Source organism: Tenacibaculum aestuarii, from assembly GCF_964510395.1.
GTDB lineage: Bacteria > Bacteroidota > Bacteroidia > Flavobacteriales > Flavobacteriaceae > Polaribacter > Polaribacter aestuarii.
In genome coordinates, this window is record NZ_CAZEFY010000003.1 from 896,990 (window position 1) to 909,417 (window position 12,428).

Genomic DNA, 12,428 nt, shown 5'->3' on the forward strand with positions numbered 1-12,428 from the left:
TTTTAAGATACATTCCCGTAAGTTTATAACCCACGGGAATGTTGTATATTTTTATTTAGATTTTATTATGCCTTTACTTTTTTGATGTTTTCAATAAACTGATCAAATAGGTATTCTGCATCATGAGGTCCAGGACTTGCTTCTGGATGATACTGTACAGAAAATACGTTTTTTGATTTCATTCTGATACCTGCAACCGTATTATCATTTAAATGTACATGTGTAATTTCTACATCTGGATGCGTTTCTGTTTCTTCTCTATTGATAGCAAACCCATGGTTTTGAGAAGTGATTTCGCCTTTTCCTGTCAGTAAATTCTTAACTGGGTGGTTAATTCCTCGGTGACCGTTATGCATTTTATAAGTAGAGATTCCATTGGCCAATGCAATTACCTGATGTCCTAAACAAATTCCAAATAATGGTAAATCTTTTTCGATAATTTGTTTTGCTGTCTTTTGAGCTTCTTCTAAAGGCTCTGGATCTCCAGGTCCGTTTGAAATAAAATACCCATCTGGTTTGAAATCGCTCATTTGCTCAAAACTTGCATTATAAGGGTACACTTTAATATAAGCGCCTCTTTTTGCTAAGTTTCTTAAAATGTTTTTCTTGATTCCAATATCTAAAGCTGATATTTTAATCGGTGCGTTTTCATCTCCTACAAAATAAGGCTCTTTTGTAGATACTTTAGAAGCTAACTCTAATCCTTCCATATTCGGAGTTTCAGCTAACTGCTTCTTTAATTCTTCAATATTATCTACTTCTGTAGAAATAATAGCATTCATTGCTCCGTTATCTCTAATATATGATACTAATGCACGAGTATCTACATCTGAAATAGCTACTAAATTGTGTTTTTTAAACCAATCTAATAAATTCCCATCAGAATCTACACGAGAATGTGTAAAACTGAAATTACGACAAATTAATCCTGAAATTTTAATTCCTTCTGATTCTACTTCATCATCGTTAACTCCATAGTTACCAATGTGTGCATTGGTAGTTACCATAAGTTGCCCATAATAAGAAGGATCAGTAAAAATTTCTTGGTACCCTGTCATACCTGTGTTAAAACAAATCTCTCCTGTAGCGGTTCCCTCTATCCCAATAGATTTTCCATAGAAAATAGTTCCGTCTGCTAATAAGACTAATGCTTTTTTACGTGTTTGATATTTCATTTAGTGGTGTTGTGTAATTTGGTTGCAAAAATATATAAAAAAAGGACAAACATTAAATGTTTGTCCTTTTTATAAATCATCATTATAAAGAGCTGTAATAATTTAAGAGTTTTATAAAATCATTTTCTTCTTTAACATTTAGTTTATTTTCTTTTATAAACTTTTTAACTTTTTCTTTTTTGTCTTTAAGTTTATTTAAAATTTTAGATTTTTTTAATTCTATTGCCTCTAAACCTCTACCATTAAACTCTATATAGTATGTCTCTTCTTTTATATATTGATTATTACCCATTTTCTTTTGAGTCATAGGGTTTAGTCTAGCATATTTAATAGATACTGAATACAACTTATAAAAACCTACTTTGTCATTTATACTCAGCTCCTCAAGAAAAAACTCTCCTTCTTTATCACTTAACCTTATCCTCTTAACAACTTTGTTACCTATAGTAGCCTTTTTTACAGATTCTGGATCAAAAGCATAAACTGAATTTTTACTTTTATCTTCAAATTTAGCCTCTAATCTATTCAATTCTAAATTAAGGTTTAACCCATCTAACTTATACCCTTTACCATCATTTGAATAAATCACACCTCTATTATTCCAATCATCAAACAAATAAACAGAACCAGTTAACTCTTCATTTTTAGTTTGCTTTACCCATTTGCCAGAGTTTCCTGCTCTGATGCTCAAAAAATTATTAGAACTACCAAGGCCATTAGATCCTTGTCCTACATTAAACGCCCTTCCTGAATTACCTCTTTGACCTAACGCGTTTAAACAAAATGCTACTAGGATTAGTAGCGTCATTATCTTTTTCATATTTTAAAAATTAATAATTAATAGCTATAAATATACAAAAAGTTTACTCCTATCATTTTTTTTATTAAAATAATTTAAAGTTTAAAAAAAAGGACAAACATTAAATGTTTGTCCTTTTTCGTTTAATTTATAAAAACTTTCATTTTTATTCTTCTTCTTGTGAAGTTTGAGTTTCAACAGCAGCTGCTTCAGTTTTCTTCGCTCCACCACGACGGCTACGACGAGTACTCTTTTTAGCTTTGTCTCCTTTTGGATTGTATAACTCGTTGTAATCAACTAATTCAACCATAGCCATAGGAGCATTATCTCCTTGACGGTTTCCTAATTTGATGATACGTACATATCCTCCTGGTCTATCCGCTACTTTTACAGAAATTTCTTTGAATAATTCTGTAACAGCCTCTTTGTTACGTAAGTAACTAAATACTACACGACGGTTGTGAGTTGTATCGTCTTTAGATTTTGTAATTAAAGGCTCAACAAACTTACGTAAAGCTTTCGCTTTTGCTTCTGTAGTATTGATACGCTTGTGCTCGATTAAAGAACAAGCCATGTTAGATAACATCGCCTTTCTGTGCGCTGTCTTTCTACCTAAATGATTAAATTTCTTTCCGTGTCTCATGACATTTGGTTTTAGCTCTCATCTTGCTACTACCCTAGTTTAGGGGAGCAAAATATGAAAGGTTAATCTTTATCTAATTTGTATTTACTTAAATCCATTCCGAAATTTAAACCTTTGTTAGCCACTAACTCATCTAATTCAGTTAATGATTTTTTACCAAAGTTTCTGAACTTCATTAAATCGCTTTTGTTAAATGATACTAAGTCTCCTAAAGTATCAACTTCTGCAGCTTTTAAACAGTTTAAAGCACGAACTGATAAATCCATATCAACTAATTTCGTCTTTAATAACTGACGCATGTGTAATGATTCCTCATCATATGTTTCAGTTTGTGCAATTTCATCAGCCTCTAAAGTGATACGCTCATCTGAGAATAACATAAAGTGGTGGATTAAAATCTTAGCTGCTTCGGTTAAGGCATCTTTAGGATTGATAGAACCGTCAGTATCGATATCGAAAACTAATTTTTCGTAATCGGTCTTTTGCTCTACACGGAAATTTTCGATTGCATATTTTACATTCTTAATTGGAGTGTAAATAGAATCTGTGAAAATTGTTCCTAAAGGTGCACCAGCTCTTTTGTTTTCTTCTGCTGGTACGAAACCTCTACCTTTTTCAATGGTAATTTCAGCATTTAACGTTACTGATTTATCCATGTTACAAAGTACTAACTCTGGGTTTAATACTTGGAAACCTGAGATAAATTTTTGTAAATCACCAGCTGTTAATTGCTCTTGTCCTGATATTGCGATAGAAACTGTTTCTCTATCAGATTCTTCAATCTGCTTCTTAAAACGAACTTGTTTTAAGTTTAAGATGATTTCAGTTACGTCTTCTACAACACCTTGGATAGTTGAAAATTCGTGATCTACTCCATCAATACGTAATGATGTAATAGCGAATCCTTCTAATGAAGATAATAATACTCTTCTTAAAGCATTACCAACTGTTAATCCAAAACCTGGTTCAAGAGGTCTAAATTCGAATCTTCCTGAAAAATCAGTAGATTCAATCATGATTACTTTATCAGGTTTTTGAAAATTTAAAATTGCCATATTAATTTGTTTTCTTCGTTTTAATTGTTAATCAGTTGCGCGGTTTATAAGTTTGAAGAAGTTCGAATAAACCCTTTGGCTGAATACCAATATAATTAATTTATTACTTAGAGTATAATTCTACGATTAATTGCTCTTTAATGTTCTCTGGAATTTGTAATCTTTCTGGAGCTTTTACAAAAGTTCCTGATTTCAAATCAGCATTCCAAGTTAACCACTCGTAAACTGCGCTGTTAGCTGCTAATGCATTTTCAATAGCTTCTAATGATTTAGATTTCTCTCTTACTGCAACAACATCTCCTGCTTGTAATCTATAAGAAGGAATGTTTACGATTTCACCGTTTACTGTAATGTGACGGTGAGATACTAATTGACGAGCTGCTCTACGTGAAGTAGCGATACCTAAACGGTAAACAACGTTATCTAAACGAGACTCACATAATTGTAATAACACCTCACCAGTAATTCCTCCTGATGCTTGTGCATTCTTAAATATGTTACGGAATTGACGCTCTAAAATACCATACGTATATTTAGCTTTTTGCTTTTCCATTAACTGGATAGCATATTCCGATTTTTTACCTCTACGTTTAGCAACACCGTGTTGTCCTGGAGGGTAATTTCTTTTTTCGAAGTTTTTATCATCTCCGAAAATTGCCTCGCCAAACTTACGAGCAATCTTAGTTTTTGGTCCTGTATATCTTGCCATTTCTAATTAATTTAGTAGGGATTATGAATTAAGGCGTACTCCTTCGATAATCTTTTAATCCTACTGTTGTTAAAATACTTAATTTTTGTGTACAAAGGTACACTAAATTAAAGTATAAGTTGAATTACTTCAACTTATACTCTTCTTCTTTTAGGTGGACGACATCCGTTGTGTGGAATTGGAGTAACATCGATGATTTCAGTTACTTCGATACCAGCATTGTGAATAGATCTGATAGCAGATTCTCTACCGTTACCTGGTCCTTTAACATACACTTTTACTTTACGTAAACCAGCTTCTTTTGCAACTTCTGCGCAATCTTCTGCTGCTAATTGAGCTGCGTAAGGAGTGTTCTTTTTAGAACCTCTGAAGCCCATTTTACCTGCAGATGACCAAGAAATTACATCACCCTTTTTGTTTGTTAAAGAAATAATAATATTGTTAAATGATGCAGTTACGTGAGCTTCACCAACTGATTCAATTATAACTTTACGTTTTTTTGTTACTTTAGACTTTGCCATAATTCTTTACTATTAGTAAAAAATAATCAATGATTATTTTTTCTTGTTAGCTACAGTTTTTCTCTTACCTTTTCTTGTACGAGAGTTATTCTTCGTTCTTTGTCCTCTTAATGGTAAACCAAGTCTGTGACGAATACCTCTTTGACATCCGATGTCCATTAAACGCTTAATGTTTAATTGAACTTCAGAACGTAACTCACCTTCAATAGTGTAAGTTCCTACTTGCTCACGAATTGCTGCAATTTGATCATCAGTCCAATCTTGAACTTTGATACTTTCGTCTATGTTAGCAGCTGCTAAAATCTCTTTAGCTCTGCTTCTTCCTACACCAAAGATATATGTTAAAGCGATAACACCTCTTTTATTCTTTGGAATATCTATACCTGCGATTCTTGCCATATAATTTAGTTTTTAGCTGTTAGCTTTTAGTTGTTAGAATCCTAAACATTTCTATTTCAAGCAGATTCATCTAACTACTAATTACTAATGACTAGTGTCTTATTAATTATCCTTGTCTTTGTTTAAATCTAGGATTCTTTTTGTTAATTACGTATAAACGGCCTTTTCTGCGTACAATTTTGCAGTCAGCACTTCTTTTCTTTAATGATGCTCTTACTTTCATCAGTGTGTGTTTTTAATATCTGTAAGTAATTCTTGCCTTTGATAAATCATACGGACTCATTTCTAATTTTACCTTGTCTCCTGGTAATAATTTGATATAGTGCATACGCATTTTTCCTGAAATGTGTGCCGTAACAATATGTCCGTTTTCTAATTCTACACGGAACATAGCGTTTGATAAAGCTTCTGTAATAGTTCCGTCTTGTTGAATTGCTGATTGTTTAGCCATATTATTATTTTAATGATTTTCTGTTACTGTTACCAGTTTTCATTAAACCGTCATAACGACTATTTAATAAATACGAGTTTATTTGCTGAATGGTGTCTATTGCAACTCCTACCATAATGATTAATGAAGTTCCACCGTAAAACATTGCCCAGTTTTGAGTAACTCCAAACTTTACAATGATTGCTGGTAAAATAGATAAAGCTGCTAAGAAGATTGATCCTGGTAATGTAATTTTTGACAATACTGAATCTAAAAAGTTAGCTGTTTCTTCACCTGGTTTATAACCTGGAACAAAACCATTACTTCTCTTTAAGTCTTCTGCCATTTTATTCGTTGGAATAGTAATAGCAGTATAAAAATAACTAAAGACAATAATTAATAAAGCAAATATAACGTTATACCATAAACCGTTAATATCAGTTAAACTGTTTAATGCTGGGTATTTTTGCCCTAATGCAATTGGTAAAAACATAATTGCTTGAGCAAAGATAATTGGCATTACACCAGCTGCATTCAATTTTAATGGAATGTACTGTCTTGCGCCATCAACATCTTTAATGTTTGTAACTGCTGTACGACGTGCATATTGAACTGCTACTTTACGTACTGCTGTAACTAATAATACGGTTAACAAGATTACCACAAACCAAACTATTAATTCGATTAAAATCATCATAATTCCTCCTGCTCCTGCAGTTTGTTTAGCAACTAATTCTTGAATGAATGCTGCTGGGAAGTTTGCAATAATACCTACAGTAATTAATAATGATATACCATTACCAACTCCTTTATCAGTAATACGCTCTCCTAACCACATTGCAAAAATTGTTCCTGCACTTAAAAGAATAATAGATGATACCCAAAATGTTGCTCCTGTTACTAAAAATGCTTCAGCTGGTAATCCCATTTGATTTTGGATAACTCCAATATAAGTAGGTGCTTGAAACAAGGTTATAGCAATTGTAAGCCATCTTGTAATTTGCGTAATCTTCTTACGTCCACTTTCTCCATCTTTTTGTAGCTTTTGTAAATAAGGTACCGCGATACCCATTAACTGTACTACAATAGAAGCAGAAATATAAGGCATTATACCAAGTGCCATTACTGACGCTCTAGCAAATGCCCCACCTGTAAATGCGTTTAATAAACCTAAAAGTCCATCAGAAGTACTGTCTTTTAATGCTGTTAATTGAGTTGGATCAATTCCTGGTAATGGAACAGCTGCCATAAAACGGTAAACAGCAATTAAACCTAAGGTTAAAAGTAATTTTTCTTTTAACTCTTCTATCTTCCAAATGTCTTTTAAAGTATTTATAAAATTCATCATTTACAATTATTATAAAGTTACTGCTTCACCTCCTGCTGCTTCAATAGCTGCTTTTGCTGATGCTGTATACTTATGTACAGTTATATTTAATTTAGCTTTTAACTCTCCACCACCTAATATTTTTACTAAGTCGTTTTTACGAGCTAATCTGTTTTCAACTAAAACATCTAAATTAACTGTATCTGTTATCTTTCCGTTATCTACTAATGATTGTAACTTGTCTAAATTCACACCAACATACTCTTTACGGTTAATGTTAGTGAATCCAAATTTAGGCACACGTCTTTGAAGTGGCATTTGTCCTCCTTCAAATCCTACTTTACGAGAATAACCAGAACGAGATTTAGCTCCTTTGTGTCCTCTTCCTGCAGTAGTAGCTTTACCAGAACCTTCTCCACGTCCTACACGCTTCCCTTTGTTCTTAGTTGCTCCAGCTGCTGGTTTTAAGTTGTGTAAACTCATCTTTTATTGTCTTATTTAATTTCCTCTACAGAAACTAAGTGTGAAACTTTATTTACCATACCCAAAATTGTAGCTGTTGCATCATGCTCTACAGTTTGGTTCATTTTACGTAAACCTAACGCCTCTAACGTTCTTTTTTGATTTTTAAGGCGACCGATTTGACTTTTTACTTGTGTAACTCTAATTTTACTCATCGTCTTAAATTTTAACCGTTAAAAACTTTCTCTAAAGAAATTCCTCTTTGCTTAGCAATAGTTGCTGCGCTACGTAATTGTAATAAAGCGTCAAAAGTAGCTTTTACTACGTTGTGAGGGTTTGATGATCCTTGAGATTTTGATAATACGTCTTTTACTCCAACAGATTCTAATACCAAACGTACAGCACCCCCGGCGATAACCCCAGTACCGTGTGAAGCTGGCTTGATGAATACTTTAGCTCCACCAAATTTACCTTTTTGCTCGTGTGGTAATGTTCCGTCTAAAATAGGAATACGCACTAAGTTTTTCTTTGCATCTTCTACTGCTTTTGCAATTGCAGAAGAAACATCTTTAGATTTCCCTAATCCGTGACCTACAACACCGTTACCATCACCAACTACTACGATTGCAGAGAAACCAAATGCTCTACCTCCTTTAGTTACTTTAGTAACACGTTGTACTCCTACTAATTTATCTACAAGCTCTAATCCGCTTGGTTTTACTCTTTCTACGTTTTTATATCCTAACATAATATAATTTCTTAAAATTTTAAACCAGCTTCTCTAGCAGCGTCTGCTAATACTTTAACTCTACCGTGGTATAAATACCCGTTACGATCGAAAGCAACAGTATCAACACCAGCTTTTACAGCTTTTTCAGCGATAGCTTTACCTACTGCTGTTGCTGCATCTGCCTTAGAACTAGATGTAATTTCTTTATCTCTTGAAGATGCAGATGCTAATGTTACACCAGCAACGTCATCAATTAACTGAGCATAGATTTCTTTGTTACTTCTAAAAACTGATAATCTTGGTTTTTCAGCGGTACCAGTAACAATCTTTCTAATTCTATGCTTAATTCGTTGTCTTCTTTCAAGCTTTGATAATGCCATAATAATTTCTCTTAATTTATTATGCAGATTTACCTGCTTTTCTTCTTAATACTTCTCCTACAAACTTAATTCCTTTTCCTTTGTAAGGCTCTGGCTTACGGAAAGAACGAATTTTTGCTGCAACTTGACCAACTAATTGCTTGTCATGTGAAGTTAATTTTACGATTGGATTCTTACCTTTTTCAGATACTGTTTCAACCTTAACTTCTGGAGCTAAATCTAAAATAATGTTATGAGAGAAACCTAAGGCTAAATCTAATTTTTGTCCTTGGTTAGATGCTCTATATCCAACACCTACTAACTCTAACTCTTTAGTAAATCCTTTGCTTACACCTTCAACCATATTATTGATTAAAGCACGGTATAAACCATGTGCAGCTCTATGATCTTTACTATCTGATGGTCTTTCTAAAGTGATTGTACCATCTTCTACTTTCACAGTAATATCAGAAGATAACTCTTGAGTTAACTCTCCTAATTTACCTTTTACTGTTACCACGTTTCCGTCTACTTTTACTTCAACACCTTGTGGCAATGCGATTGGATTTTTTCCTATTCTACTCATCTTACAAAATGTTTTTTAGTAAACGTAACATAACACCTCTCCACCAACGTTCTCTTGTCTTGCTTTTTTGTTTGTCATTACACCTTTAGATGTAGAAACAATAGCAATACCTAAACCGTTTAATACTCTTGGCATTTCTTTAGCGCCAACGTACTTACGTAAACCTGGTGTTGAAATTCTTTGAATCTTTCTGATTACTGATTCTTTCGTATCACGATCGTATTTTAAAGCTATCTTGATAGTTCCTTGAACCTTATCGTCATTGAACTGATAACTTAAAATGTAACCTTGATCGAACAAAATTTTCGTCATTTCCTTCTTCAATTTAGAAGCAGGAACTTCAACTACTCTGTGGTTAGCTGCAATAGCATTTCTCACACGAGTAAGAAAATCCGCGATTGGATCTGTATACATAGTTAATTAAATTGCGGTTTTGGTTTTTAGCTCCCTTACTTTACTAGGTAAACTACTGATACTAAACCTGAAACCAGTTAATATTTATTTAGTTCGTTTTTTGGGTAAAATCTCATAGGTATTATACTTGCTACAAGTATTTACTTACAAGGCACAATTTACCCTATAAAAACAGTGTGCAAATATACATAAACTTTTTAAAAATCAAACCATTTTAATAATTATCATTTTGAGTACTAATTTATTGTGGTATTTTCAGCCTTTAAAAACTAAATTCCATCCTTTAAAATAGTGTGATAATTCTATAAAAAGCTACCTTTTTAAACACAAAAAAGTGCATAACGTTTTATCGTTATACACCTTTTGCTTGTATAGTAAAGAGCTGTTACCAGCTTGCTTTTTTTACTCCTGGAATTAATCCTTGGTTAGCCATTTCACGGAAAGTAACACGTGAAATTCCGAACTGACGCATATATCCTTTAGGACGTCCAGTTAGCTTACAACGGTTGTGCATTCTAATTGGTGATGCGTTTTTTGGTAACTTTTGTAATGCTTCGTAGTCTCCAGCTTCTTTTAAAGCTTTTCTCTTTTCAGCATACTTAGCAACCATTTTAGCTCTTTTGCGCTCACGCGCTTTCATTGATTCTTTAGCCATCTTATTAATTCTTTTTAAATGGTAATCCTAATTCTCCTAATAATGATTTAGCTTCTTTATCAGTGTTAGCAGATGTTACAAAAGTAATATCCATACCACTAATTTTTTTCACTTGATCAATATTAATCTCTGGATAGATGATTTGTTCAGTAATACCTAAGTTGTAATTACCTCTACCATCAAAACCGTTTGCTTTGATTCCGTTAAAGTCTCTTACACGTGGTAAAGAAGCTGTAACTAATCTATCTAAAAACTCGTACATTTTGTCACCTCTTAACGTAACTTTTGCACCAATTGGCATTCCTTTACGTAATTTGAAGTTTGCAACGTCTTTCTTAGAGATTGTAGAAACTGCTTTTTGACCTGTAATTGTAGTTAACTCATCAATAGCATATTCTATTAATTTCTTATCTGCTATAGCTGCACCAACACCTTTACTTACAACGATTTTTTGTAATTTAGGTACTTGCATTACATTGCTATAACCAAATTCATCAGTAAGAGCTTTGATAACTCTGCTCTTGTACTCTTCTTTTAATCTTGGTACGTAACTCATGGTTATATTGCTTTATCTGATTTTTTTGACACTCTTACTTTCTTATCTCCTTCTACTTTATAACCTACTCTTACTGCTTCACCGTTTTCAACTAAAGCAACGTTTGATATATGTAATGGAGCTTCCTTTTTTACAATTCCTCCTTGTGGATTTGCAGCACTAGGCTTAGTGTGTTTAGACACCATGTTTACACCTTCTACTACAACTCTATCCTTATCTTTGATGATTTGTAAAACTTTACCTTCAGATCCTTTGTGATCTCCTGCTATAACTTTAACAGTATCTCCTGATTTAATTTTAAATTTTTTCATTTTAAAATCTGATTTTATAACACCTCAGGTGCTAATGATACTATTTTCATAAATTGTTTCTCACGTAATTCACGAGCCACAGGACCGAATACACGTGTTCCTCTCATTTCCTCTGAAGGATTTAAAAGTACACAAGCATTGTCATCAAATCTGATATATGATCCGTCTTTACGTCTAACTTCCTTCTTAGTACGAACAACAACTGCACGAGATACTTGACCTTTCTTTACAGTTCCGTTTGGAGTTGCAGATTTTACCGTAACAACGATTTTATCTCCAACGCTAGCGTAACGCTTTTTTGTTCCTCCTAAAACTCTAATCACTAAAACTTCTTTTGCTCCAGTGTTATCTGCGACTTTTAATCTTGATTCTGTCTGTAACATATTATTTAGCTCTTTCTAGGATTTCTACTAATCTCCAACGTTTAGATTTACTCATAGGACGTGTTTCCATAATCCTTACAGTATCACCTTCGTTGCAATCGTTATTCTCGTCATGTGCAACGTACTTCTTAGTCTTTAATACGAACTTTCCGTACATTGGGTGCTTTACTCTTTTTACCTCGCTAACTACGATAGATTTCTCCATTTTGTTGCTAGATACTACACCGATTCTCTCTTTTCTAAGATTTCTTTTTTCCATCTTTAAAACTGACTAGAATTATTGTAATTCTCTTTTAGTTAACTCTGTAGCAATTCTTGCCACAGTTTTTCTTAAGCTACGTAACTCTAATGGGTTTTCCAATGGAGTTATGGCGTGGGCCATCTTAAGATCAGTATAATTTTTCTTCAACGCTCCAAGCTTTTCTTGTAAGTCAGCTGTTGATAATTCTTTAATTTCTGATTGTTTCATGATCTAAATAGAATTAAGCGTTATAATCAAAATCTCTTGCTATTACAAACTTCGTTTTTACAGGAAGTTTTTGAGCTGCTAAACGTAAAGCTTCTTTTGCTACTTCCATTGGTACTCCACCAACTTCAAACAAAATTCTACCTGGTTTAATAACAGCAACAAAATGATCAGGTGCACCTTTTCCTTTACCCATACGTACCTCTAATGGTTTCTTAGTGATAGGTTTATCTGGGAAAATTTTAATCCAAAGTTGCCCCTCTCTTTTCATATAACGAGTTGCCGCAATACGAGCTGCCTCAATTTGACGAGAGGTAAGTAAGTTCTGGTCTAATGATTTGATACCAAACATTCCGTTAGAAAGTTGAGTACCTCTACCAGAGTTACCTTTCATATTTCCTTTCGCCTTCTGTACCTTACGGTATTTTACTCTTTTTGGCTGTAACAT

Annotated in this window: 23 protein-coding genes; all 23 read right to left on the bottom strand. The window is 33.3% G+C overall.

The features are described from left to right. Positions 1-65 precede the first annotated feature (65 nt). Complete coding sequence (gene carA, locus ACKTSU_RS10325) at positions 66-1,175, bottom strand: glutamine-hydrolyzing carbamoyl-phosphate synthase small subunit (RefSeq protein ID WP_408036330.1); 1,110 nt, start codon at positions 1,173-1,175, stop codon at positions 66-68. 82 nt (positions 1,176-1,257) lie between these two features. After that, complete coding sequence (locus ACKTSU_RS10330) at positions 1,258-1,995, bottom strand: hypothetical protein (RefSeq protein ID WP_408036331.1); 738 nt, start codon at positions 1,993-1,995, stop codon at positions 1,258-1,260. Positions 1,996-2,140: 145 nt separating this feature from the next. Next, entirely contained in the window at positions 2,141-2,617 is a 477-nt protein-coding gene (rplQ, locus tag ACKTSU_RS10335; RefSeq protein ID WP_408036332.1) for a 50S ribosomal protein L17, read from the bottom strand. Positions 2,618-2,679: 62 nt separating this feature from the next. After that, a complete protein-coding gene (locus ACKTSU_RS10340) occupies positions 2,680-3,672 on the bottom strand; it encodes a DNA-directed RNA polymerase subunit alpha (protein ID WP_408036333.1) in 993 nt (330 codons plus the stop codon). 103 nt (positions 3,673-3,775) lie between these two features. Further along, entirely contained in the window at positions 3,776-4,381 is a 606-nt protein-coding gene (gene rpsD, locus ACKTSU_RS10345; protein ID WP_408036334.1) for a 30S ribosomal protein S4, read from the bottom strand. Between the two features lie 134 nt (positions 4,382-4,515). Next, a complete protein-coding gene (gene rpsK, locus ACKTSU_RS10350) occupies positions 4,516-4,902 on the bottom strand; it encodes a 30S ribosomal protein S11 (RefSeq protein ID WP_028890747.1) in 387 nt (128 codons plus the stop codon). Between the two features lie 33 nt (positions 4,903-4,935). Further along, a complete protein-coding gene (gene rpsM / locus ACKTSU_RS10355; RefSeq protein ID WP_028890746.1) occupies positions 4,936-5,301 on the bottom strand; it encodes a 30S ribosomal protein S13 in 366 nt (121 codons plus the stop codon). Between the two features lie 106 nt (positions 5,302-5,407). Further along, positions 5,408-5,524, bottom strand: coding sequence for a type B 50S ribosomal protein L36 (gene ykgO / locus ACKTSU_RS10360; protein ID WP_010181906.1), 117 nt, complete (start codon positions 5,522-5,524; stop codon positions 5,408-5,410). Between the two features lie 12 nt (positions 5,525-5,536). Beyond that, the gene (gene infA, locus ACKTSU_RS10365; protein WP_004568721.1) at positions 5,537-5,752 is read right to left on the bottom strand and encodes a translation initiation factor IF-1; all 216 of its coding nucleotides are present in this window, start codon (positions 5,750-5,752) and stop codon (positions 5,537-5,539) included. A gap of 4 nt (positions 5,753-5,756) precedes the next feature. Next, a complete protein-coding gene (gene secY, locus ACKTSU_RS10370; protein ID WP_408036910.1) occupies positions 5,757-7,076 on the bottom strand; it encodes a preprotein translocase subunit SecY in 1,320 nt (439 codons plus the stop codon). A 12-nt stretch (positions 7,077-7,088) separates the two neighbouring features. Then, positions 7,089-7,541: a 50S ribosomal protein L15 gene (gene rplO, locus ACKTSU_RS10375; protein ID WP_028890744.1), complete on the bottom strand. Its 453-nt coding sequence runs from the start codon at positions 7,539-7,541 to the stop codon at positions 7,089-7,091. Between the two features lie 11 nt (positions 7,542-7,552). Then, positions 7,553-7,735, bottom strand: a complete 183-nt coding sequence (gene rpmD / locus ACKTSU_RS10380; RefSeq protein ID WP_028890743.1) for a 50S ribosomal protein L30 — start codon at positions 7,733-7,735, stop codon at positions 7,553-7,555. Positions 7,736-7,746: 11 nt separating this feature from the next. Further along, a complete protein-coding gene (rpsE, locus tag ACKTSU_RS10385; RefSeq protein ID WP_408036912.1) occupies positions 7,747-8,271 on the bottom strand; it encodes a 30S ribosomal protein S5 in 525 nt (174 codons plus the stop codon). A gap of 8 nt (positions 8,272-8,279) precedes the next feature. Then, on the bottom strand, positions 8,280-8,630 hold the full coding sequence (rplR, locus tag ACKTSU_RS10390) for a 50S ribosomal protein L18 (RefSeq protein ID WP_408036335.1): 351 nt from the start codon (positions 8,628-8,630) through the stop codon (positions 8,280-8,282). Positions 8,631-8,649: 19 nt separating this feature from the next. After that, positions 8,650-9,195, bottom strand: a complete 546-nt coding sequence (gene rplF / locus ACKTSU_RS10395; RefSeq protein ID WP_274635084.1) for a 50S ribosomal protein L6 — start codon at positions 9,193-9,195, stop codon at positions 8,650-8,652. 15 nt (positions 9,196-9,210) lie between these two features. Continuing rightward, positions 9,211-9,609, bottom strand: coding sequence for a 30S ribosomal protein S8 (gene rpsH, locus ACKTSU_RS10400; RefSeq protein WP_028890739.1), 399 nt, complete (start codon positions 9,607-9,609; stop codon positions 9,211-9,213). A 385-nt stretch (positions 9,610-9,994) separates the two neighbouring features. After that, positions 9,995-10,264: a 30S ribosomal protein S14 gene (rpsN, locus tag ACKTSU_RS10405; RefSeq protein ID WP_028890738.1), complete on the bottom strand. Its 270-nt coding sequence runs from the start codon at positions 10,262-10,264 to the stop codon at positions 9,995-9,997. Positions 10,265-10,268: 4 nt separating this feature from the next. Continuing rightward, entirely contained in the window at positions 10,269-10,820 is a 552-nt protein-coding gene (rplE, locus tag ACKTSU_RS10410; RefSeq protein WP_028890737.1) for a 50S ribosomal protein L5, read from the bottom strand. 2 nt (positions 10,821-10,822) lie between these two features. Then, positions 10,823-11,131, bottom strand: a complete 309-nt coding sequence (gene rplX, locus ACKTSU_RS10415; RefSeq protein ID WP_028890736.1) for a 50S ribosomal protein L24 — start codon at positions 11,129-11,131, stop codon at positions 10,823-10,825. Positions 11,132-11,145: 14 nt separating this feature from the next. Then, entirely contained in the window at positions 11,146-11,514 is a 369-nt protein-coding gene (gene rplN / locus ACKTSU_RS10420) for a 50S ribosomal protein L14 (protein ID WP_028890735.1), read from the bottom strand. A gap of 1 nt (position 11,515) precedes the next feature. Further along, positions 11,516-11,773, bottom strand: coding sequence for a 30S ribosomal protein S17 (gene rpsQ / locus ACKTSU_RS10425; RefSeq protein WP_028890734.1), 258 nt, complete (start codon positions 11,771-11,773; stop codon positions 11,516-11,518). 18 nt (positions 11,774-11,791) lie between these two features. After that, positions 11,792-11,983: a 50S ribosomal protein L29 gene (rpmC, locus tag ACKTSU_RS10430; protein WP_028890733.1), complete on the bottom strand. Its 192-nt coding sequence runs from the start codon at positions 11,981-11,983 to the stop codon at positions 11,792-11,794. Positions 11,984-11,996: 13 nt separating this feature from the next. After that, the gene (gene rplP / locus ACKTSU_RS10435) at positions 11,997-12,428 is read right to left on the bottom strand and encodes a 50S ribosomal protein L16 (protein WP_028890732.1); all 432 of its coding nucleotides are present in this window, start codon (positions 12,426-12,428) and stop codon (positions 11,997-11,999) included.

Coding starts and splice junctions, on each gene's coding strand:
- rplE (WP_028890737.1), bottom strand. CDS start 10,820: ATGAGTTACGTACCAAGATTAAAAGAAGAGTACAAGAGCAGAGTTATC.
- rplO (WP_028890744.1), bottom strand. CDS start 7,541: ATGAGTTTACACAACTTAAAACCAGCAGCTGGAGCAACTAAGAACAAA.
- rpsK (WP_028890747.1), bottom strand. CDS start 4,902: ATGGCAAAGTCTAAAGTAACAAAAAAACGTAAAGTTATAATTGAATCA.
- ykgO (WP_010181906.1), bottom strand. CDS start 5,524: ATGAAAGTAAGAGCATCATTAAAGAAAAGAAGTGCTGACTGCAAAATT.
- rplX (WP_028890736.1), bottom strand. CDS start 11,131: ATGAAAAAATTTAAAATTAAATCAGGAGATACTGTTAAAGTTATAGCA.
- rpsN (WP_028890738.1), bottom strand. CDS start 10,264: ATGGCTAAAGAATCAATGAAAGCGCGTGAGCGCAAAAGAGCTAAAATG.
- rplN (WP_028890735.1), bottom strand. CDS start 11,514: ATGTTACAGACAGAATCAAGATTAAAAGTCGCAGATAACACTGGAGCA.
- ACKTSU_RS10330 (WP_408036331.1), bottom strand. CDS start 1,995: ATGAAAAAGATAATGACGCTACTAATCCTAGTAGCATTTTGTTTAAAC.
- rpmC (WP_028890733.1), bottom strand. CDS start 11,983: ATGAAACAATCAGAAATTAAAGAATTATCAACAGCTGACTTACAAGAA.
- infA (WP_004568721.1), bottom strand. CDS start 5,752: ATGGCTAAACAATCAGCAATTCAACAAGACGGAACTATTACAGAAGCT.
- rpsM (WP_028890746.1), bottom strand. CDS start 5,301: ATGGCAAGAATCGCAGGTATAGATATTCCAAAGAATAAAAGAGGTGTT.
- rplQ (WP_408036332.1), bottom strand. CDS start 2,617: ATGAGACACGGAAAGAAATTTAATCATTTAGGTAGAAAGACAGCGCAC.
- carA (WP_408036330.1), bottom strand. CDS start 1,175: ATGAAATATCAAACACGTAAAAAAGCATTAGTCTTATTAGCAGACGGA.
- rplR (WP_408036335.1), bottom strand. CDS start 8,630: ATGGCATTATCAAAGCTTGAAAGAAGACAACGAATTAAGCATAGAATT.
- ACKTSU_RS10340 (WP_408036333.1), bottom strand. CDS start 3,672: ATGGCAATTTTAAATTTTCAAAAACCTGATAAAGTAATCATGATTGAA.
- secY (WP_408036910.1), bottom strand. CDS start 7,076: ATGAATTTTATAAATACTTTAAAAGACATTTGGAAGATAGAAGAGTTA.
- rpsD (WP_408036334.1), bottom strand. CDS start 4,381: ATGGCAAGATATACAGGACCAAAAACTAAGATTGCTCGTAAGTTTGGC.
- rplF (WP_274635084.1), bottom strand. CDS start 9,195: ATGAGTAGAATAGGAAAAAATCCAATCGCATTGCCACAAGGTGTTGAA.
- rpmD (WP_028890743.1), bottom strand. CDS start 7,735: ATGAGTAAAATTAGAGTTACACAAGTAAAAAGTCAAATCGGTCGCCTT.
- rplP (WP_028890732.1), bottom strand. CDS start 12,428: ATGTTACAGCCAAAAAGAGTAAAATACCGTAAGGTACAGAAGGCGAAA.
- rpsQ (WP_028890734.1), bottom strand. CDS start 11,773: ATGGAAAAAAGAAATCTTAGAAAAGAGAGAATCGGTGTAGTATCTAGC.
- rpsH (WP_028890739.1), bottom strand. CDS start 9,609: ATGTATACAGATCCAATCGCGGATTTTCTTACTCGTGTGAGAAATGCT.